This is a genomic window from Sphingomonas sp. GW821-FHT10F11 (assembly GCF_058809095.1).
Window position 1 is genome coordinate 698,210 of record NZ_JBXASH010000001.1, and the last position, 19,787, is coordinate 717,996.

General features: G+C 66.0%; 20 protein-coding genes and 1 pseudogene. 14 read left to right on the top strand and 7 right to left on the bottom strand.

Annotated features, from left to right (window positions below):
* Window positions 1–3 precede the first annotated feature (3 nt).
* Together AC1RT8_RS03385 and AC1RT8_RS03390 are read right to left on the bottom strand one after the other, a co-directional pair.
* Entirely contained in the window at window positions 4–792 is a 789-nt protein-coding gene (locus AC1RT8_RS03385; RefSeq protein ID WP_493074171.1) for a hypothetical protein, read from the bottom strand.
* Window positions 793–796: 4 nt separating this feature from the next.
* Window positions 797–1,513 carry an AAA family ATPase gene (locus AC1RT8_RS03390; RefSeq protein WP_493074172.1) on the bottom strand — a complete coding sequence of 239 codons (717 nt, stop codon included), beginning with the start codon at window positions 1,511–1,513 and terminating at the stop codon, window positions 797–799.
* Window positions 1,514–1,696: 183 nt separating this feature from the next.
* Here AC1RT8_RS03390 and AC1RT8_RS03395 point away from each other — a divergent pair, with 183 nt between their 5' ends.
* Both AC1RT8_RS03395 and AC1RT8_RS03400 read left to right on the top strand, forming a co-directional pair.
* Window positions 1,697–2,740: an SPOR domain-containing protein gene (locus tag AC1RT8_RS03395; protein WP_493074173.1), complete on the top strand. Its 1,044-nt coding sequence runs from the start codon at window positions 1,697–1,699 to the stop codon at window positions 2,738–2,740.
* Between the two features lie 75 nt (window positions 2,741–2,815).
* Window positions 2,816–4,192 (top strand): hypothetical protein, encoded by a 1,377-nt coding sequence (locus tag AC1RT8_RS03400; RefSeq protein WP_493074174.1) that lies wholly within the window; start codon window positions 2,816–2,818, stop codon window positions 4,190–4,192.
* Window positions 4,193–4,269: 77 nt separating this feature from the next.
* On the opposite strand, the gene serB is transcribed toward AC1RT8_RS03400, so the two are convergent.
* The gene (gene serB, locus AC1RT8_RS03405) at window positions 4,270–5,148 is read right to left on the bottom strand and encodes a phosphoserine phosphatase SerB (protein ID WP_493074175.1); all 879 of its coding nucleotides are present in this window, start codon (window positions 5,146–5,148) and stop codon (window positions 4,270–4,272) included.
* On the opposite strand from serB, the gene miaA reads away from it, so the two are divergent.
* The 8 genes from miaA to AC1RT8_RS03445 all read left to right on the top strand — a co-directional run bounded on the left by miaA (window position 5,147) and on the right by AC1RT8_RS03445 (window position 13,253).
* The gene (gene miaA, locus AC1RT8_RS03410; protein WP_493074176.1) at window positions 5,147–6,091 is read left to right on the top strand and encodes a tRNA (adenosine(37)-N6)-dimethylallyltransferase MiaA; all 945 of its coding nucleotides are present in this window, start codon (window positions 5,147–5,149) and stop codon (window positions 6,089–6,091) included. The two genes, serB and miaA, sit on opposite strands and share 2 nt — an antisense overlap.
* Window positions 6,092–6,170: 79 nt before the next feature.
* On the top strand, window positions 6,171–7,919 hold the full coding sequence (locus tag AC1RT8_RS03415; RefSeq protein WP_493074177.1) for an acetolactate synthase 3 large subunit: 1,749 nt from the start codon (window positions 6,171–6,173) through the stop codon (window positions 7,917–7,919).
* Window positions 7,919–8,434 (top strand): acetolactate synthase small subunit, encoded by a 516-nt coding sequence (ilvN, locus tag AC1RT8_RS03420; protein WP_272627349.1) that lies wholly within the window; start codon window positions 7,919–7,921, stop codon window positions 8,432–8,434. The genes AC1RT8_RS03415 and ilvN overlap by 1 nt, the downstream gene beginning before the upstream one ends.
* A gap of 174 nt (window positions 8,435–8,608) precedes the next feature.
* The gene (gene ilvC, locus AC1RT8_RS03425) at window positions 8,609–9,628 is read left to right on the top strand and encodes a ketol-acid reductoisomerase (protein ID WP_493074178.1); all 1,020 of its coding nucleotides are present in this window, start codon (window positions 8,609–8,611) and stop codon (window positions 9,626–9,628) included.
* A 133-nt stretch (window positions 9,629–9,761) separates the two neighbouring features.
* On the top strand, window positions 9,762–10,373 hold the full coding sequence (locus AC1RT8_RS03430) for a YceI family protein (protein WP_493074179.1): 612 nt from the start codon (window positions 9,762–9,764) through the stop codon (window positions 10,371–10,373).
* A complete protein-coding gene (locus AC1RT8_RS03435; protein WP_493074180.1) occupies window positions 10,370–11,005 on the top strand; it encodes a TMEM175 family protein in 636 nt (211 codons plus the stop codon). Before AC1RT8_RS03430 ends, AC1RT8_RS03435 begins: the two co-directional genes overlap by 4 nt.
* Window positions 11,006–11,163: 158 nt before the next feature.
* The gene (gene leuA / locus AC1RT8_RS03440) at window positions 11,164–12,822 is read left to right on the top strand and encodes a 2-isopropylmalate synthase (RefSeq protein WP_493074181.1); all 1,659 of its coding nucleotides are present in this window, start codon (window positions 11,164–11,166) and stop codon (window positions 12,820–12,822) included.
* A 92-nt stretch (window positions 12,823–12,914) separates the two neighbouring features.
* The gene (locus AC1RT8_RS03445; RefSeq protein WP_493074182.1) at window positions 12,915–13,253 is read left to right on the top strand and encodes a hypothetical protein; all 339 of its coding nucleotides are present in this window, start codon (window positions 12,915–12,917) and stop codon (window positions 13,251–13,253) included.
* 94 nt (window positions 13,254–13,347) lie between these two features.
* On the opposite strand, the gene AC1RT8_RS03450 is transcribed toward AC1RT8_RS03445, so the two are convergent.
* From AC1RT8_RS03450 to AC1RT8_RS03465, 4 genes and pseudogenes are all read right to left on the bottom strand, one after another.
* Window positions 13,348–14,058 (bottom strand): hypothetical protein, encoded by a 711-nt coding sequence (locus AC1RT8_RS03450; RefSeq protein WP_493074183.1) that lies wholly within the window; start codon window positions 14,056–14,058, stop codon window positions 13,348–13,350.
* Entirely contained in the window at window positions 14,055–14,570 is a 516-nt protein-coding gene (locus tag AC1RT8_RS03455) for a hypothetical protein (RefSeq protein ID WP_493074184.1), read from the bottom strand. The genes AC1RT8_RS03450 and AC1RT8_RS03455 overlap by 4 nt, the downstream gene beginning before the upstream one ends.
* 90 nt (window positions 14,571–14,660) lie before the next feature.
* Window positions 14,661–14,885, bottom strand: a pseudogene (locus AC1RT8_RS03460) (DUF3237 domain-containing protein); the annotation flags it as partial.
* A 76-nt stretch (window positions 14,886–14,961) separates the two neighbouring features.
* Window positions 14,962–16,608 carry a tetratricopeptide repeat protein gene (locus AC1RT8_RS03465; RefSeq protein WP_493074185.1) on the bottom strand — a complete coding sequence of 549 codons (1,647 nt, stop codon included), beginning with the start codon at window positions 16,606–16,608 and terminating at the stop codon, window positions 14,962–14,964.
* Between the two features lie 390 nt (window positions 16,609–16,998).
* Here AC1RT8_RS03465 and AC1RT8_RS03470 point away from each other — a divergent pair, with 390 nt between their 5' ends.
* The 4 genes from AC1RT8_RS03470 (at window position 16,999) to AC1RT8_RS03485 (ending at window position 19,764) form a co-directional block, all read left to right on the top strand.
* Window positions 16,999–17,343, top strand: a complete 345-nt coding sequence (locus AC1RT8_RS03470) for an alpha/beta hydrolase (RefSeq protein WP_493074670.1) — start codon at window positions 16,999–17,001, stop codon at window positions 17,341–17,343.
* A gap of 163 nt (window positions 17,344–17,506) precedes the next feature.
* Entirely contained in the window at window positions 17,507–17,659 is a 153-nt protein-coding gene (locus AC1RT8_RS03475; protein WP_493074186.1) for a hypothetical protein, read from the top strand.
* 222 nt (window positions 17,660–17,881) lie between these two features.
* Complete coding sequence (locus AC1RT8_RS03480; RefSeq protein ID WP_493074187.1) at window positions 17,882–19,360, top strand: ComEC/Rec2 family competence protein; 1,479 nt, start codon at window positions 17,882–17,884, stop codon at window positions 19,358–19,360.
* A 152-nt stretch (window positions 19,361–19,512) separates the two neighbouring features.
* A complete protein-coding gene (locus AC1RT8_RS03485; protein WP_493074188.1) occupies window positions 19,513–19,764 on the top strand; it encodes a type II toxin-antitoxin system RelE family toxin in 252 nt (83 codons plus the stop codon).
* Window positions 19,765–19,787: the final 23 nt, after the last annotated feature.

Here is a 19,787-nt window from a genome sequence, read left to right on the forward strand (position 1 = left end):
GATTCAACGTGTCGCGCGAGAAGGCAGCTGGCGCGCCAGCTCTTCCACCTCGGGCAGGGATTGCAGGAACGAGTCGAGTGCCTGGGTCACCAGGACCTGGGCGGAGCAATTGTGCAGCGCGCTCGCGAGACGGAGGCGCAGATGGCGGTCCTGGTCGAGCCGCAGGGTGAAGGCGGCCTTGCCGAGCTTGGCATGAGCCTCGCGCCCGATCCGCTCGGCGGTGGCCGGCGAGACGGCAACAGGAGCCACCGGTGCGAGCGCCGCGGGTGCGGGCACCGGCACCGGAGTCAGCTTCGGGGTCCGGACGGCGAGCAGCGACGCCGGTTCATATTCAGGCTCGGGCTCCGGTTCGTCCTCGGGCTCCGGCTCATAAGCGGTCTCGGGCTCATAAGCAGGCTCGGGGGCGCCCTCCGGCTCATAAGCTTCGGGCACAGGTGCCAGGGACCCATAGGCCTCGGCCTCATCAGCCTCATCGGCCGGCTCGGAATCATAGGAACCGCCAAGCTCGATCGCCCGCGGCCGGATGACCGGCTGCGGTGTCTCGAATTCCTCGTGCAGGGCCTCGCGCTGGCGCAGCACCGGCGGCACGGCCGGCTGGGGCGCGAAGGCCGCTTCGACGCCATGGTCATCCGGGTGCCCCATGTCGTTCCAGCCGAGATCGTCCTGCGCGCCGGGGATCGCGCCGAAGCCGCCGAAACCCTGGGGACGCATGGCCGGACGTGCCTGCCCCTTGCGGGCGAGCAATGTGGAGGAGAGCGAAGCGAGCGGCTTGGGCTGTCCGAACGTCGTCATCGGATCACCCCACCACACGGCGGCCGAAGCCGCCTGCTGCAGGACGCTGCGCCGCGTAGCCGTTCTGGGCCGTCGGAGCGGCAAAGACGGTGCGGCGGAAATTCTTTTCGAGGCGGTCGGAGATATAGGTCCAGAGCGCCTGGATCTCCTGGCTCGACCGGCCATTGCCGTCGACTTCCATGACCGTGCGGCCGTCGATCATCGAGGCAGCGAAATCGGTGCGATGATGGACGGTGATCGGGGCGACCGTGCCGTGCTGCGAGAGCGCGACGGCGGCTTCGGAGGTGATCTTGGCCTTGGGCGTGGCGCCGTTGACCACGAACAGCAGCGGCTTGCCGGCGCGTTCGCAAAGATCGACGGTAGCGCCGACGGCACGCAGATCGTGCGGCGACGGACGGGTCGGGATGACGATCAGTTCGGCGACCGCGATCACGCTCTGGATCGCCATGGTGATGGCGGGCGGCGTGTCGATCATTGCCAGGCGGAAGCCCTGCTGACGCAGCACCTCCAGATCGGCGGCGAGCCGCGCGACCGTGGTCTGGGCAAAGGCGGGATATTCGCTGTGCCGTTCGTTCCACCAATCCGACAGCGACCCCTGGGGATCGATATCGATCAGCACGACCGGGCCGGCGCCGGCCAGCTGAGCCTGAACGGCCAGATGCCCTGACAAGGTAGTCTTGCCGGATCCGCCTTTTTGCGATGCCATCGCGAGAACGCGCATGTGCCCCTTCAACTCCCGCTATTCGAGGGGGTTGAATGCCACCACAGACGTCAAGAAGCGGTTAACGGGCCGTGAGATGATCGGATCCATCCCGTGGCGGCACATCGTCCCTAACGAAATCTTTGCCAAATGCCGGCTAGAAGGCATTATCACCCGGGTAGAGTAGCGGGGATGGGAGACATCATGCGCAAGGCGTTTCGGCCGGCGGCTCTTGGCCTTGCCGGTATCTTCATCGCGATGACGTCACCGGCATGGGGCGACGTCAAGGCGGGCGTCGATGCCTGGAGCCGCGGCGAATATCGCAAGGCAGTCGAGGAATGGCGCCCAGCGGCGATCGCGGGCGATGCCGATGCCCAGTTCAACCTCGGCCAGGCGTACAAGCTCGGGCGCGGCGTGCCGGTCGACATGGCGATGGCCGAAAGCTGGTACCGCAAGGCCGCACTGCAGGGGCAGATCGAGGCCGAGGCCAATTACGGGCTGATCCTGTTCCAGAACAACAAGCGCACCGACGCCCTGCCCTGGCTGGAGAAGTCGGTCGCGCGCGGCGAGCCGCGGTCGCAGCTCGTGCTCGGCACCATGCTCTATAATGGCGACGGCGTCGCGCGAGACTGGCCGCGCGCCTATGCCCTGCTGGTCCGCTCGGCCGCGCAGGGCCAGCCTCGCGCCTCCGAGGTCCAGGCGCAAATGGACCAATATATTCCCGTCGCCGAGCGCCAGAAGGGCCTCGCGCTCGCCCGGCAATATGAGGCCGAGGCGCAGCGCCCGATGCTGCCGCCGGAGATCACCGGCCAAGGCAGCCAGGTCGCGATGCGCGGCACCGACCTGCCGCCCTCGACCTATGACCAGAATCGCGGCGCGCAGCCCAATGTCGATGCGCCGCAGCCGTTCACGCCGCCGCCGCCGGTCGTGACCCGCGTACCGACCCGCCGCGCGCCGCCGCAACAGGTGGCGGTTGCGCCACCTACGCCGGCGCGCACCACTCCTGCCGTCTCGGGCCGCGGCTGGCGCCTGCAGTTCGGCGCCTTCCGTGACGAGGGCAATGCGACAGCCCTGTGGAACAAGCTCAAGGGCCAGGTCGGCGCGCTGAGCGGGCTCCAGCCCTATCTCGTCCGCACGGGCACGTTGACCAAGTTGCAGGCCGGGCCGCTTGCCTCCTCCGCCGAGGCCGCGCGGGTCTGCGCTTCGGTCAGGCCGACCAACACCCCTTGCGTGCCCATCGCGCCCTGACCCGAGGTCCGGACGCGACGCATTCACCATCTACCGGGATTTCCAGCAGAGCCGGGTCGGCGTAGCTAGACGGGTGTGCCTCTGAACCCCCGCCTTTGGCTTGCCGCCCTGGCAGCACATGCGGCGCTCCTCGCCCCGGCAGTCGCGAGTGCCCAGACCACCGGCGCGCAGCCTGACGCCGAAGAGGATATCTGCCTGCCCGTCCTGCGCCTGTGGAACGGCGCGCTCGACGATATCCGCCGGATCGAGACAGACCCCGTGCCGGCGAGCTATCGCAGCGGCGCGCAGAGTTGCGGCGGCCCGTTGCGGGCGATCGATCTGATCGGCTGGCACGATCGCTTCGGGACCGAAGCAAGCGCCGCCGCCGCGCTCGCCTTCGTCGAGCGGCGCGACGCGCGGGACCGCGACGATGCCGAACGTGACGCCCGCACCCATATCGCCGGCGCGCTGGCCGCGATTTCGGCTGAATACCGCGCCGCGACCGTCCGGCCATCCGAGGGATCGGAAGCCTATCGCGCCTGGCTGGAGCAGAGCGAGGCCGTCTCCACCTTGACCCGCCTACTCGAGCATCTCGATATCCTGCTGACGCCGGCCGAGCTGAATCTCGCCGCCGCCGAGGCTTTCGCATCGCCGCGTTTCCGCGACGCGGCCAGGACCCGGCTCGATGCCTTCGACCGCAGGTTCGCCACCCTTGCGCCATCCACAGGCGATCCGCTGCGCCGCGCCGCCTTCGATTTCGCCCTGTATGAGAGCCGGATCACCCGCACCTCAGCCATGCTTCACCTGCGTCTTGCCGTGCTCGATGCGTGGGCGAGCGGCGGCGAGGCAGACATCGCGCGCGCCGAGGCGCTGCTCAAGGCCGCGCGAGAGCCCGGATATGACGAGATCTTCCGCGATGCCTTCGAAGGCGGGCGGGATTTCTGCGACCTGCCCGACGGTCGCGAAAATGACCTGACCGACAAGTGCGAGGAGCATGAACGCGACATCAAGGTCTTCAAATATCAGGAAGCCATGACGGCGCTGCTGCGCGACAGGACCGAACCAGCGGAGGAGTATCTGCGGATGTACGATCGGGACCGGAAGGACGGTGGCGATTGGGACGCGCTCTGGACTGGCGTCGATACCCGCATCGTCGCGCTTCAGGCCGCGATCGGCGACGCGAAGGCGCGCCCTGCCCCACCCCGCCGGAACGCTGCCGCAGGCTCCTATGATCGGACGGTGAAACTGAGCGAAGCGCTCGATGCCTATCTTGCAGCGATCAAGCTGGTCGACCCCGCGCGCAATCCGGTCCAGTTCCGCAGCATCGCCACACGTGCCCTGGCGGCCTATGCGGCCTTCGACCAGCTCAATCGGGCCGGCGATCTCAAGCTCAACGACCTGTATGCGGGCAGCATAGTCTATCTCAGGGTTGTGCTGGCGCGCCTGGACGATATCGTCCAGGCGCGCGCCTGACGGCTCGGCGCGCCGGCGCGTCCGCCCCGACGATCAGCCCGTCCGCAAGCCAATGACCGGGCATGGCGGTAACCGGTTCAGGCCGCCCAGTGCTTCCGCGCGATCCCCTGCGCATACAACAATGCCGTCAGGTCGTTATGGTCGATCCGTGCCGCCGCAGCGGCTGCGACGATCGGCTTGGCGTGATAGGCGACGCCGAGCCCCGCCCGCCTGATCATCGCCAGGTCGTTGGCCCCATCGCCCACCGCAAGCGTCGCCTCGGGGGGCAGGCCAAGCTCGGCGGTCGCCTCCAGCAGGGTCCGCTCCTTGGTATCGGAGCCGACGATCGGCTTGGCCACCAGGCCCGACAGCGCCCCGTCCACAATCTCAAGCCGGTTGGCGATGGCGCGGTCGAAGCCGATCATCTCGGCGACAGGCTCGGCGAAACGGGTGAAGCCGCCCGATACCAGGATGGTCGTCGCGCCGCGTGCCTTCATCGTGCGGATCAGCGTCACCGCGCCGGGCATGATCGTCACGCGCTCGGCGAGACACCGCGCGATGACGCCCTCGTCCAACCCCTTGAGCAGCGCCACGCGCGCGTCGAGCGCTGACTCGAAATCCAGCTCGCCGCGCATCGCCGCCTCGGTGACCGCGGCGATCTGCGGCTTGATCCCGGCGTAGTCGGCAAGTTCGTCGATACATTCGACGGTGATCATCGTCGAATCCATGTCGGCGACGAGCAGCTTCTTCTCGCGGCCCTCGGCCAGTTGCACGACCACGTCGGTATCCGGGAACACGCCCTCCAGCGCGGTGCGCGCCGCCTCGGGATCGAGCCCGAACATGATGTCGGCGGCGAATCCCTCGTCCAGCCAGGCATGCGCCGCGGGCAGGCAGCCCGCCGCGTTGAGCCGGTCCTGCGCGGCGGAAATATCGTCCCCGCCGAGTTTTCCCGCTGCTATCAGCGTTGCGATGAACATGACGTCTCCCCTGCCTCGTAACGGGCCGCGCGTGGCGCTCATTGCAGGGCCAACCGCCAGCGGCAAGTCCGCGCTCGCCATGGCGATCGCAGAAAAGCACGGCGGCGTCGTGATCAACGCCGATTCAGCGCAGGTCTATACCGATCTGCGCGTGCTCTCGGCGCGGCCGAGCGTCGAGGACGAGGCCCGCGTGCCGCACCGGCTGTTCGGCCATGTCGACGGCGCCGACATCTATTCCGCCGCACGCTGGGCGATCGAGGCGAAGGCGGAGATCGACCGGGCGCATGCGGCGCGCCTGTTGCCGGTGCTGGCCGGCGGGACCGGGCTGTACATGCGCACCCTGCTCGACGGCATCGCGCCGGTGCCGTCGATCGACCCGGCGATCCGCGAGGAAGTCCGCGCCCTGCCCGTCGCCCAGGCCTATGCGCAGCTTGGGGAGCTCGATCCGCCCGCCGCTGCCCGGCTCGCGCCCGCCGATACCACCCGCGTCGCCCGCGCACTGGAGGTCGTGCGCTCCACCGGCAGGACGCTGGCGACATGGCAGCAGGAAAAGACCGGCGGGATCGGCCATGCGATCGAGCTGATGCCGATAGTCATGCTGCCCGATCGCGACTGGCTGCTCGCACGCTGCGACCTGCGGCTTGAGACGATGTTCGGAGAAGGCGGGATCGAGGAGGCACGCGCCGTGCTCGCCCGGACTGATATCCTGCCCTCCGCGCCCGTCCGCCTCGCGATCGGCGTGCCCGAGATCGGCGCCATGCTGGCCGGCGCCATGACGTCGGGTCAGGCGCTCGCGGCGGCGCAACTGGCGACCCGCCAATATGCCAAGCGACAATTTACGTGGTTTCGGAACCAACCTCCCGCTATGTGGCCCCGCGTAACAGCGACAGAAACATGCGCGCTGCTACACGATTTTGAAACTAGATTCCCACAAGAAGCTTGACGCGCAAATTTTCGATCATTAACGGCGCCCTTCGCGAAGCAATATTGCGTCGCAACGGGCCATAAGAGGCAGATACGATATGACGACCGAGAAGAGCGGAGCCGATATCCTCGTCGAGGCGCTGTGCGATCTCGGGGTGGAAGTCGTGTTCGGCTATCCCGGCGGTGCCGTGCTGCCGATCTACGACGCGCTGTTCCGCAGCAACCGGATCAAGCACATCCTGGTCCGCCACGAACAGGCCGCGACGCATGCTGCGGAGGGCTATGCCCGCTCGACCGGCAAGCCCGGCGTCGTGCTCGTGACGTCGGGCCCCGGCGCGACCAATGCCGTCACCGGCATCACCGACGCGCTGATGGATTCGATCCCGATGGTCGTCATCACCGGCCAGGTCCCGACCGCGCTGATCGGCACGGACGCGTTCCAGGAGGCCGATACCGTCGGCATCACGCGCCACTGCTCCAAGCATAATTATCTGGTGAAGGACCCGGCACGGCTCGGCGACATCATCCATGAGGCATTCCACATCGCCACCTCGGGCCGCCCCGGCCCGGTCGTCGTGGACATCCCCAAGGACGTGCAGGTCGCCAGCGCGCGCTACGTCAAGCCAGGCCCGATCAAGCACAAGACCTATCGCCCACAGGTGAAGGCCGACCAGGCGCTGATCGAGCAGGCGGTCGACATGCTCGCCGCGGCGGAACGGCCGATCCTCTACACCGGCGGCGGCATCATCAATGCAGGCCCGGCGGCGAGCCAGCTGCTGCGCGAGCTCGCCCGGATCACCGGCGCGCCGGTCACCTCGACCCTGATGGGCCTGGGCGCCTTCCCGGCGACGTCCGACCAGTGGCTCGGCATGCTCGGCATGCACGGCACCTATGAAGCGAACTGGGCGATGAACCAGGCGGACCTGATCCTCTGCCTCGGCGCGCGCTTCGACGACCGGGTCACCGGCCGGCTCGACGCGTTCAGCCCTAACAGCCGCAAAGTGCATATCGATATCGACCGCTCGTCGGTGAACAAGAATGTCCGCGTCGACTTGGCCGTAATCGCTGATGTCGGCCATGCGCTGGAGGACATGGTCCGCGTCTACAAGGCGCGGCGCCATCCCAAGCCCGATCTGTCCGACTGGTGGCGCCGGATCGCCGGCTGGCGTGCGGTCAAGAGTCTCGACTTCACCGACAGTCCGACCGAGATCATGCCGCAGCGCGCGATCAAGGCGCTGTGGGAGGCGACGCACAAACAATCGCCGATCATCACCACTGAGGTCGGCCAGCACCAGATGTGGGCCGCGCAGCATTTCGATTTCGAGGCGCCGAACAAATGGCTGACCTCGGGCGGCCTCGGCACCATGGGCTATGGTCTGCCCGCCGCGATCGGCGCGCAGCTCGGCAATCCCAATGCGCTGGTCATCGATATCGCGGGCGAAGCGTCGATCCAGATGAACATCCAGGAGCTCGGCACCGCCACGCAATACCGGCTGCCGGTCAAGGTGTTCATCCTCAACAACCAATATATGGGCATGGTCCGCCAGTGGCAGGAACTGACTTATTCCAGCCGCTATGCAGAGAGTTATAGCGATTCCCTGCCGGACTTCGTGAAGCTGGCCGAAGCCTATGGCTGGAAGGGCATCCGCATCGAGCATCCCGACCAGCTCGAGGCCGGCATTGCCGAGATGCTTGCTCATGACGGGCCGGTGATGGTCGACTGCATGGTGGCGAAGCTCGCCAACTGCTTCCCGATGATCCCCTCGGGCGCCGCTCATACCGACATGATTCTCCAGGCCGCCGAAGTCTCGGGCGAGATGGACGACGAGGCGAAGGCACTGGTCTGATGCATATCAAGGAAGAAACCGCGAAGCGCCACACGCTGGCGATCATGGTCGATAACGAGCCGGGCATTCTCGCCCGGATCGCCGGCCTGTTCACCGCGCGCGGCTATAATATCGAGAGCCTGACCGTGTCCGACGTGACCTCCGACAAGGCGGTCAGCCGGATCACCATCGTCACTTCGGCCTCGGACCATGTGATGGAGCAGATCCTGGCGCAGCTCGACCGGCTGATCCCGGTGCATTCGGTGACCGATCTCACCGCGCTTGGGCCCCATGTCGAGCGCGAGCTGGCGCTGGTGAAGGTGCGCGGCACGGGCGACCACCGGATCGAGGCGCTGCGCCTCGCCGATGTCTACCGCGCCCGCGTGGTCGATGCGACCACGTCGAGCTTCGTGTTCGAAGTGACCGGTGGGCCCGAGAAGATCGACACCTTCATCACGCTGATGCGCGAAGTCGGCCTGATCGAGGTCGCCCGCACCGGCATCGTCGCCATCGCGCGGGGGAAAGAAGCGGCCTGAGCCATCAAACCCCTCTCCCGGCGGGAGAGGGAGGGGCCCGCCCGCATAGCGGGTGGGAGGGTGAGGGCGAACGGCCTTCGCATCTCGTCGCCCTCACCAATTCCGACTAGGCAGCAAGCTGCCAAGTCTCCGTATCCTCTCCCGCTGGGAGAGGGATAAGAAAGGGAACTATCAATGCGTGTCTATTATGATCGCGATGCCGATCTGAACCTGATCACCAACAAGAAGATCGCGATCGTCGGCTATGGCAGCCAGGGCCATGCCCATGCGCAGAACCTGCGCGATTCCGGCGTGAAGGAGATCGCGATCGCGCTCCGCCTCGGTTCGGCGACCGCGAAGAAGGCCGAAGGCGCCGGCTTCAAGGTGATGACCAATGCCGAGGCAGCCGCCTGGGCCGACATCACCATGATCCTCGCCCCCGACGAGCATCAGGCGGCGATCTATGCCGACGATCTCCACGCCAACCTGAAACAGGGTTCGGCGATCGCCTTCGCCCACGGCCTCAACGTGCATTTCGCGCTGATCGAGCCGCGCGCCGATCTCGACGTGATCATGATCGCGCCCAAGGGCCCCGGCCACACCGTGCGCAGCGAATATGTTCGCGGCGGCGGCGTGCCCTGCCTGATCGCGATCGACAAGGATGTCAGCGGCAACGCCCACGACATCGCGCTTGCTTATGCCTCGGGCGTCGGCGGCGGCCGGTCGGGCATCATCGAGACCAATTTCCGCGAGGAATGCGAGACCGACCTGTTCGGCGAGCAGGCCGTGCTGTGCGGCGGCCTGACCCATCTGATCCAGGCCGGGTTCGAGACCCTGGTCGAGGCGGGCTACGCCCCGGAAATGGCCTATTTCGAGTGCCTTCACGAAGTTAAACTGATCGTCGACCTGATGTATGAGGGCGGCATCGCCAATATGCGCTATTCGATCTCCAACACCGCCGAATATGGCGACATCACCACCGGCCCGCGCATCATCACCGCCGAGACCAAGGCCGAGATGAAGCGCGTGCTCGCCGACATCCAGGGCGGGCGTTTCGTGAAGAACTTCGTGCTCGACAACCGCGCCGGCCAGCCCGAGCTGAAGGCGGCCCGCAAGGCGGCCGCCGCCCACCCGATCGAGAAGGTCGGCGCCGAGCTGCGCGCGATGATGCCGTGGATCGGCGCGAACAAGCTGGTGGACAAGGACAAGAACTGACGCGGGACGCGATCCGCCGTCCGTCAAGGGATTTCGGGCCGCCCCCGGACAACGGATCGTTTCCGCTTCGGCCCTTGCATTAGAATGGAGCCGCGTCATCTTGGCGCGGCCCTTTTCTTGTTGGAGTCTCCCGATGCGTATTGCCATGATCGCCGTGCTCGCCCTCGCCGCGGCACCGCTCCTTGCCCAGACCCCCGGCGGCCAGCCCGGGGCGCCCGATCCCGCCCGCGTCGTCGCCGGCACCTATGCGATCGATCCCGGCCACACCCAGGTGTTGTTCACGGTCAACCATCTGGGCTTCACCGAATATACCGGCCAGTTCACCCAGCCGACCGGCAGCCTGACGCTCGATCCGGCGGATCCGGCCAAGGACAAGGTCGAGGTCACCTTCCCGATCGACAAGGTGTCCACCACCGTCGCCGCGCTCGATACCCATCTCAAGACGCCCGACTTCTTCGACGCGGCGAAATTCCCCGAGGCGAAGTTCGTGTCGACCGCGGTGTCGGTGAACGGCACGACGGCGACGATCGCCGGCAACCTGACCCTCCACGGCGTGACCAAGCCGGTGACCTTGAACGCCCGCTTCGTCGGCGCCGGCAACGCCCCGATGGGCGCCAAGAAGCTCAATGTCGGCTTCGCTGCGACCGCCACCATCAAGCGCAGCGATTTCGGGATCGCCTTCGGCATTCCGATGGTGTCGGACAAGGTCGACCTGACCATCAACGCCGGCTTCGTCGCCCCATGAACGACGCGGCGCCGTCCGGGGAAGAAGGCCGGCCCGGCATCGGCCGGGTCGAGGCGTTCTCGGACGGCGTCGTCGCCATCATCGTCACCATCATGGTGCTCGAACTCCATCCCCCGGTCTCCGAGGGGATGGACAAGCTCTGGACGCTCTGGCCGGTGTTCCTCGCCTATATGCTGAGCTACGCCTATGTCGCGATCTACTGGGTCAACCATCACCGGCTGTTCACCCATGCGATTCACGTCACCAACGGGCTGATCTGGTCGAACATCCTGCTGCTGTTCGCGCTGTCGCTGGTGCCTTTCTCCACCGCCTATCTCGGCGAGCATCATTTCAGCCGCGACGCGACCCTGCTCTACCTCGCGACCATGCTGCTGCCGGCCGGCGCCTATGTCTGGCTCCAGTCGATCATCCGTCGCACCGGCAAACAGGGGCCGGCATCGCAGGCCTATCACCGGCAATATTCCCGCAAGGGCCTGTTCGCCGGCTCGCTGTATCTGGCGGGCATCCCTCTCAGCTTCCTCTCGCCCTGGCTCGGCATTGCCTGCGCCGCCCTGGTCGCGATCCTCTGGTTCCTGCCCGATGGCCCGCTCGATCGTTTGTTCGACGGACGGGCTGGACAGGAGGCGCCGTGACACGGTAACGCAGGTTCACATGACGTTCGCACTGCGCCTTTCGCTGCTTCGACTTACGCGCCCTTAGGCGCGAACTCCGCCGTGCGCCTTTGGCGCGCGCGACCCGCCTAAGGGCCTCATCCGACCCGAACGACGACCGCGAGCAGCGAGAACCCACCATGTTGCGTGACCCTTCGACCAAATACCGCCCTTTCCCGCAGATCGACCTGCCCAACCGCGCATGGCCGTCGCGAACCATCGTGGCGCCGCCGCGCTGGCTCTCGACCGATCTGCGCGACGGCAACCAGGCGCTGATCGATCCGATGGACGGCGAGAAGAAAACCCGTTTCTTCGACCTGATCTGCAAGGTCGGCATCAAGGAGATCGAGGTCGGTTTCCCCAGCGCCGGCGCGACCGAGTTCGACTTCATCTCCGGCCTGGTGAAATCGGGCCGCGTGCCCGACGACGTGACCATCCAGGTCCTCACCCAGTCCCGCCGCGACCTGATCGAGACCAGCTTCGAATCCTTGCGCGGCGCCCCGAAGGCGATCGTCCATCTCTACAACGCGGTCAGCCCGGCCTGGCGCAAGATCGTGTTCGGCATGAGCCGCGACGAGGTCCGCCAGATCGCGGTCGACGGCGCGAAGATCCTGCGCGATTGCGCCGCGGCCCAGCCGGACACCGACTGGCATTTCGAATACAGCCCGGAAACCTTCTCCACCGCCGAACTCGATTTCTCGGTCGAGGTCTGCGAGGCGGTGATGGAGATACTGCGCCCCACCCCCGATCACCCGTTGATCCTCAACCTGCCCGCCACGGTCGAGTGCGCCACGCCGAACATCTATGCCGATCAGATCGAATGGTTCGGCAGGAACATCCGCAACCGCGACAGCGTGGTGATCAGCCTGCATCCGCATAACGACCGCGGCACCGGCGTGGCGGCCGCCGAGCTTGGCCTGATGGCCGGCGCCGACCGGGTCGAGGGCTGTTTGCTCGGCAATGGCGAGCGCACCGGCAATTGCGACCTGGTGACAGTCGCGCTCAACATGTACACGCAAGGCATTGATCCGAAGCTGGACTTCTCGGATATCGACGAGATCATCAATACCGTCACCTATTGCAACCAGCTCCCCGTTCACCCGCGCCATCCCTATGCCGGCGAACTGGTGTTCACGGCGTTTTCGGGCAGCCATCAGGATGCGATCAAGAAGGGTTTCGCGGCCCAGGCAGCGCGCAACGACGAATTCTGGGAAGTCCCCTATCTGCCGATCGACCCGGCCGATCTCGGCCGCAGTTACGAGGCGGTGATCCGCGTCAATTCGCAATCGGGCAAGGGCGGCGTCGCCTGGGTGATCGAGCAGGACAAGGGCCTCAAGCTCCCGAAGCGCCTCCAGGCCGATCTCAGCCGCCACGTCCAGGCCATGGCCGACGAGACGAGCCGCGAGCTGAACGCCGAGGACATCTGGAACGCGTTCCAGAAAGCCTATCTGGCCAAGCCCGGGGATCGCTTCACCCTGCTCGACTATCATGAGAGCGGCGCATCGGGCGACCGCCTGTTCGTCGGCCGCGTCGCGATCGGCGGCGAGGAACGCTCGATCTCGGGCCGCGGCAACGGCCTGATCTCGGGCATCATCGCCGCCCTCGGCGAGACCACCGGTCCGCAACTCGACGTGGTCGATTACAGCGAGCACGCGATCGGCCACGGGGCGGATGCACAAGCCGCCGCCTATGTGGAGTGCCGCACGGCTGACGGCCGCACGGTATTCGGGGTCGGCATCGATGCGGATATCGCCACGGCATCGGTACGAGCCGTGCTCAGCGCGGCAAACGCAGTCTAGCCTGTCTCCGGCGCGCCATTGCGCCCCGTGAAGCGTCGCCATAGGTTGCCTGCCGTGGCGCCGATGCCGCGGGCAATGGGGGCTCGAACGGGATGACTCGGATAGGGGTTTCGGCGCTGCTGGCTGGGAGCGCGCTGGCGCTGAGCGGTTGCGTCGCCGGCCTCGCGGTCGGCGCCGCCGGCATGGCGGCCCGCGGCGTGGCAGGCACACCGAAGAACAACGAACAGGCGCATTCCGCCGCAGCGACCGACTGCAGCACCCGCGCGTCGCAATATGGCAATGTGCGCCTCATCGATATCGAGCAGCGCAGCCCGAGCAAGATCGTCGTCTGGGGGACGGTGGACGACGGCAAGCAACGACGCTCGTTCGAGTGTCATTACGGGACGAAGGTCACCGGCTTCAAGCTGCGGCCGATCGCATCGTACAAATAGCAGCGAGGCTATATCTACGGCGCGAAGCGCATCATGTTGCGCTGAAGGCGCGCGCCTTCCCGGAACAAAGACCACCGCCACGATCGCGGTACAGCTACCGCAGCCGCTGCCCCGTCTTCGCATCGACGATCGCGTCGCGCTCGTAACGGAGGATGCCGGGCATGACGCTGATCCGGTCGATCATCGTGCCGTCGAGGTTCGGCAGCGTGCCCGCCGCGCGATAGTCGGCCGGCACCCGCGTCAGCGCCGCGAGCGAAGCCGGCACCGGATCCTTGTCCGATACCGGCTCGACCAGGATGGCGCGCTCGGCCGCATTGCCCAGCAGCTGATGCGTCACGCCGCGAGCGTCGGCGCGTTTGCCGTTGCCCGTCTCCTTGGCCAGGTCGCGGATCGTGCCGAGGTCGGTGATCACGCCGGGCTTTGCATCGAACCGGATCGTGCCCATGCACAGGCAGTTCAGGAAGGGTCCCTCCAGATGGAAACCCGTCTTCTCGCCATAGAGCCAATAGGTGCCGGGGCGCACCGCCAGCATATGAGTCCGCACCGGCAGGCTCTTGTCGAAGCTGCGATAGCCCGGGAACTCCGCGAACGCGCCGCGGTCGGCAACCGAGCCGTCATCGCCGGCGATCCGGACGAAGCGGAATCCCCACAGGTCGATCGAGCGGACCAGCAGATAGGCGGTATCCGGCGCGAGTATGACAGGCTCCCCAGCCTTGTACTCGTGATACGGCAGTTCCTTGTCCTTGCCCGAAGCGGGCGTGGCCAGCGCCAGCGCGGCGAGCGCGAGAGTCGATCCCGTCTTCATTCGCCCAGTGCCTCCCCTGCCGGGCGCGAGCCCGACGCGATCTTCGCCTGCTGGAGCAGGAACGGCATGCGCTCGCTTTCGGCCAACGGCTTGCTGCCTTCCTCGAAATTGAAGTGCGCCCAGACGGCTTTCGGCGCGCCGAACCGCTGATATCCCTTGAAGAACATGCATCGCCTCAGGTTCAAGCGCCGAAGCGCCCGCCGGTTCCCCGATGCGATGGCGCCCGACACGCCCGCCAGCGCCAGGCCGCCCATCATGGGATTGCCCGTCCCTGGCGTCAGCCCCGAGGCCAGGCCGTCGCAATAGCGAATGTCGGCAAGCGCGGTCGGGAAGTCCGTGCCGTCCCTGTGGAAGTAGAAATATTTGTCGAAATCGGCGCGATCCGCGGCGGTGATCGCGCCATCGAGCGCGGGAATCGCGATGGTCGCGGGATCGACGACGGCCTGCGCTTCCGCAGCGCACTGTACCGCCAGTGTGGCGGCAATCCCTGCAATGGTGCCGATTATTCTCATCCGATTCTCCGCCACCTCATTCTCCACGCCCGGCGCGGGTGGGCAAGACCGCCTCGCAGCACATCCCGGCCCTTCCGCTGCCTGGCGGGCTCAAAGCACCTCGAACAAACTATAGATCGGCCCCGTCGCAACCCGGTGCCCGATCCCCACCGCAAGCACCCGATTGAGCCACTCATACCGCGCATCCGACGTGGTGAAGCTCGCGCTGGTCCGGAAATAATAGCTCCCCGGGTCGACCGCCTCCCCCTTCGCGATCCGCGCCATCACATCCGGCGGCCCGTGGCGGATGCCGGTATAGGTCATCCCGATCAGCGCGCCGTCTTCGGTCTAGGAGAGATTCGGGACGCTATACTTAATTGACTCAAGTATATTGTCCCATCTTTACCCGGCCTCAGCAGGGCGTGCGTATCGAGGAATCCCATGCCAGCCCGTTGATCATGCCACCGCCATAGGTCGGCACGGCGCCGCCGACGACCACACACGGGGGAGACGATGACTGAGCGGTCGCGCGCTGCTGAGCAGCCGCCCGCGCCTGTGCCTGTGCAAAGGCAATGTTGTCGGTATCGACCTGGTGGGAGGTCCAGCCGCCACCCTTCGCCTTGGTAAAGACGTTCGTCCAATGATTGGTGCCGTTCTGACCCATCATGGCATTCCCCAGCGCGACCATCTGCCCCCAGAAGCTGTCGCTGGCGCCGACCTGCTGCTTCGTCAGGTCATAGCTGCACCGGTACGAGCCCACTGCAAGCTTGACGCATGCCAGGTTGGAGAGGGCGCGGCGGTCATAATGCTGGATGCCCCCGAAGGGCGACGGGAACGCGACCTCGCCGGGTGTGCCCGTGGTCGATCCGCCGACATAGCGCGCCGACGAGCGCGCCAGCACGGTCAGGACGTCGCTTGTCGCAGGCGCGCCGGGGCCGCCCGAACGCGCCAGTTGAGCGATGGCAGCGGCACGATCGGCCGCCGCCGCGCGCTGTTCGGCCACGGCCCGGCGCTGCTCCGCCAGACGCTGCTCCTCGGCGAGTTGCCGTTGCTGCGCGAAATACTGATCGAGCGTGGCGATGGCCGCGGCTGCTTCGCCCATGCCGCGCCGCTGCGCCTCGACATATAGCCCCCGCGCGAGCGCATGATCCCCCGCATTCTGCGCGACGACGCCCATATTGAACCAGGCGCTCGGCACCAGATCGGGCGGCGCGTTCGGATCGTCGGTGATTTTCTTGTAGAGCATGCTGGCGCGGCCTGGATCCTGCGGGATGCCCGATGTCGGATCGGACAGCATGATGGCAAGCTGGAACGACGCACGCTGATCGCCGGCGGCCGCGCCGCGGGAAAACCACGCCGCCGCACCCGATGGATCCGCGGCGATCCCCCATCCGCGCCGAAGGCGCAATCCGTAATAATAAACGCCGTCCTGCAATCCCGTCCCGGCCGCTTTGCCGATCCAGGCGGTGGAGGCGGCTCGATCCGACGTCCCCATCGTCGCATCGTCGAGCCAGGCGCCGTACCAGAACATGCCGTTGGGGTCGCCGGCTTCAGCGGCTTGCTTCATGAACGCAAAGGCGGTGGCGGGATTTTTCTCGACCCCCGTTCCGTTCCAATAAGCGGACGCGATCACAAATTCGGCCATCGGCATGCCCCGATCGGCCGCCCGGGAGGCCCAGGCAAAGCCGAGCTTCGGGTCGGCTTTCGTTCCAACGCCCGAATTCAGCAGGTTTGCCAGGATGACCATCGCCCTGGGCGACCCGCCCTCCGCTGCCCTGGACGCAAGTGCAAAGGCGCGCGCATGATCGGGCGCCCCCCAGCTCGTGTCGTTCAGGGCGCCCGCCGCGATAGTCATCGCGTCGATATCCCCCGCCGCCGCCGCCTGCTCGATCTCGGCGCGGCGCGCGACGACATCGATCCGCTTGCGTAATACGGGGCCTTCGAGCTCCAGCCAGTCCCGGCCTGACAACCCCCATTTATCCAGCGCGGGGCGCTCCTGGGGCTGCGCGGCAACAGGGGTCGCCAGGCACATGGCAACGACAGCTAAACGCCCGATCATAGTGATTCCCCCTGAAATCGCCGCTGGAGCATGACTGATCCGGCAAACCCGTACAAGCAATCGAATCCCGGTGAGAATCTCGATGATCCACTCTAATTCAGGGACGCTATACTTAAAAGAACCAGCAGCCGGGAACAGGTGTGAAGCCGCCTTGTGCTACCCCTGTCGGATCCGGGACCACAATCACGCGCGCGCTTCCCTATCAGGCGCGATCCATGGCATGCCCGGCCACCTCCATTTCGGGTGATCGTTGCAATCGCGCCGGGCGCGCTGCCCGACTATTCATGGTCCGCGGCAGGCCCTCAGACCGCCGGTCGATCCTTGAGCACAACGGCTATCTGATCCGTCACACAAGAGGAGCAAGGGAATGACAGACAAACCACCATCGTCCTGGTCCATGGCTTCTGGGGAGGCGCCGCGCACTGGAGCAAGGTGATCGTCCAACTGTCCCGCAAGGGATACGGGTCCGTCCACGCCGTGGAGATACCGCTTACCTCGCTTGTCGATGATGCCGAGCGCACCCGCAAGATGGTTGCGCAGCAGGACGGGCCGGTTCTGCTCGTGGGGCATTCCTACGGAGGCGCCGTCATCACCCAGGCCGGCGATCTGCCCAATGTGATCGGCCTCGTCTATATCGCGGCCTTCGCGCCCGATGCCGGAGAAAGCCCGGGCGGAATCATCTGCCCGTCGGCGCCCCCAATCTCGCGCCCGACAGCGACGGATATCTGTGGATAAAACCCGAAAAATTCCACGAAAGCTTCTGCCAGGACCTGCCCCCGGACGAAGGGCTGGCGATGGCCGTGACTCAAAAGGCACCGCTCGCCACCACCTTTGGCGATACGATTACGGCGCCGGCCTGGAAGAAGAAGCCTGGTATCAGATTTCCAGCGAGGACCGGATGATCGCACCGGAGAACGAGGCGCGGATGGCGGCGCGGCTCGGCGTGCGCAAGATCATCACGCTGGCGGCAAGTCACGCATCGCTCGCCTCGAAACCCGCCGAGGTCTCGGCGCTGATCGATGAGGCGGCAAGGGAAACTATGCCGGGCTGACGCTCGGCGCGGCACCTCCGTAAGCAATATCCGAAAAAGGAGGTGCCGCCGGGGTTTTGTGCCCATTCCGGCTCTTTCCCGGCTACGGCAAACCACGGCATCGCGATATACCCCCGACACGCCACCTGCGACGAGACACTCGCGACTCAGGGGCGCGACTCAGGGACGCGACACCGATCCGTCACGCCGCCACGATATCAGATGCGCGCCGGGAGGCCGATCATGTTCAAATATCTCGACGACGACATCGTCAATCTGCGCCGCGCCAATGGCACCGAGGGCCAATATTATTGGGGCGATCAGTGCGAGATCCTCTCATCGACGCCCGCCGGCATGCGTGTCGCGATCCACGGTGTGCGCGGCAAGATCGATGAAGGCATGATCGACCCCGGCACCAACCTCCGCGATACCGGCATCCTGCGGCTGTCGATGGTCGATGTGCAGCAGGGCGACGGCCTCATCCTCGAGACGCCGAAGGGCAAGGTGATGTTCATCGACGGCGGCGACAATCAATTGTTCGCCCGCCATGCCAATGCCCGTTTCCGCAACACCACCGAGGCCGATCCGCTGGTCGTGGACCTGATGCTCATCACGCATGGCGACGCCGATCATTTCGAAGGGCTGAGCGAGTTCCGCAAGTCGGAGACCGACACCCGCCCCGACAAGCGCATCTTCGTTGCGCCGAAACGGGTCTATCACAACGGCATCGTCAAGCGTCCGGGCAAGGACGCCGCCAAAAAGGCTCGCAAGGAAAGCGAGATGTTCGGCGCCACCGTCAAGGTCGGCACGGAGACCTTCATCACCGGGCTGGTCGACGATCCGGCGTCAGTGCCCCAGGCCGAACGCAACGAGCCCTTTGACGAATGGGTTGCGACCCTCGCGGCATGGGAACCGCGCGTGCAGGCGGCTACCGGCCACCCCATCGAGCGGCGCCGACTCGATCATCTCAGCACGGGCGCCTTCGATTTCCTGGCGGACGAAGCGATCAGCGTCGAGCTGCTCGGCCCGATCAGTGAAACCGTCGCCGGAAAGCCGGCGCTCCGCTTCCTGCGCGCGCCGAAGGACGACGCGAACCTGATGCTGGGGACTCAGCCCGCGGCGAAGAAGGGGAGCCTGTCGGCGTCCCACACGATCAACGGGCATTCGATCAACTTCCGGCTGCGCTTCGGCAATGTGCGCTTCTTCTTCACCGGCGACATGAACCAGGAAGCCAGCCAGCGCATGCGCGAGGCGATGCCGGCCGCGGCCCTGCGGTCGGAGATCCTCAAGGCGCCGCATCACGGCTCCGCCGATTTCGACATGGAGTTCCTGAAGGAAGTCGGCGCGGTCGTGTCGCTGATCTCCTCCGGGGACGAGAGCGAGGCCAAGGAATATATCCATCCGCGCGCGACCTTGATGGCGGCGCTCGGCAAGGCATCGCGCACCACCCCGGCGATCATTTTCTGCACGGAGCTGGCGGCCTTTTTCAAGACGCTCGGCTATGTCCCCCGCCCGAAAAAGGCGACGGAAAAGGTCTTCGCGTTCGAACGCACCAATTTCGGCATCGCTCATGTCCGCACCGATGGCGAGCGCGTCCTGGCCTTCACCCATTCGGGCAAGAAGTTCATGAACGAGGCGTATCGATTCACCGTCTCGCCAACCGGCGACGTGGCCTTCGCGCCCGCGGTCGTGAAACGAAGCGCCCCGAAGGCCGCCGGATAGGCGGGTCGCCCGCTTCATCGGAGCCCCCGTCGACCGGCTTTGACGGCGGCGCTGCGACCTCAGCCGAATCTGCATCGGCGTGTCGTGCCGACCCAGGGTCAATCATTGTTATTTGTTGTTGATACTTTGTTGTTATTCGTTATACCTAGGGCGTGAAGACGATCCGCTACAGCATCAAAGCCGATGCCGTCCTTGCAAAGATGGGTGCAAAGCAGGCCGCGCTCATCGAAGCGAAGATCGAGCAGTACGCAGCGGATCCGGCCAGCCTCGGCAATAACGTGAAGCAGCTTCGCGGTACCCCGGTCCTGCGCCTGCGTGTAGGCGACTACCGGGTCATCTTCGATGAGGACATGAACGTCCTCGATATCCTCGCCATAGGCCACCGCCGCGAGATCTATGATTGATGCCAAGGAGGGCATGATATGAA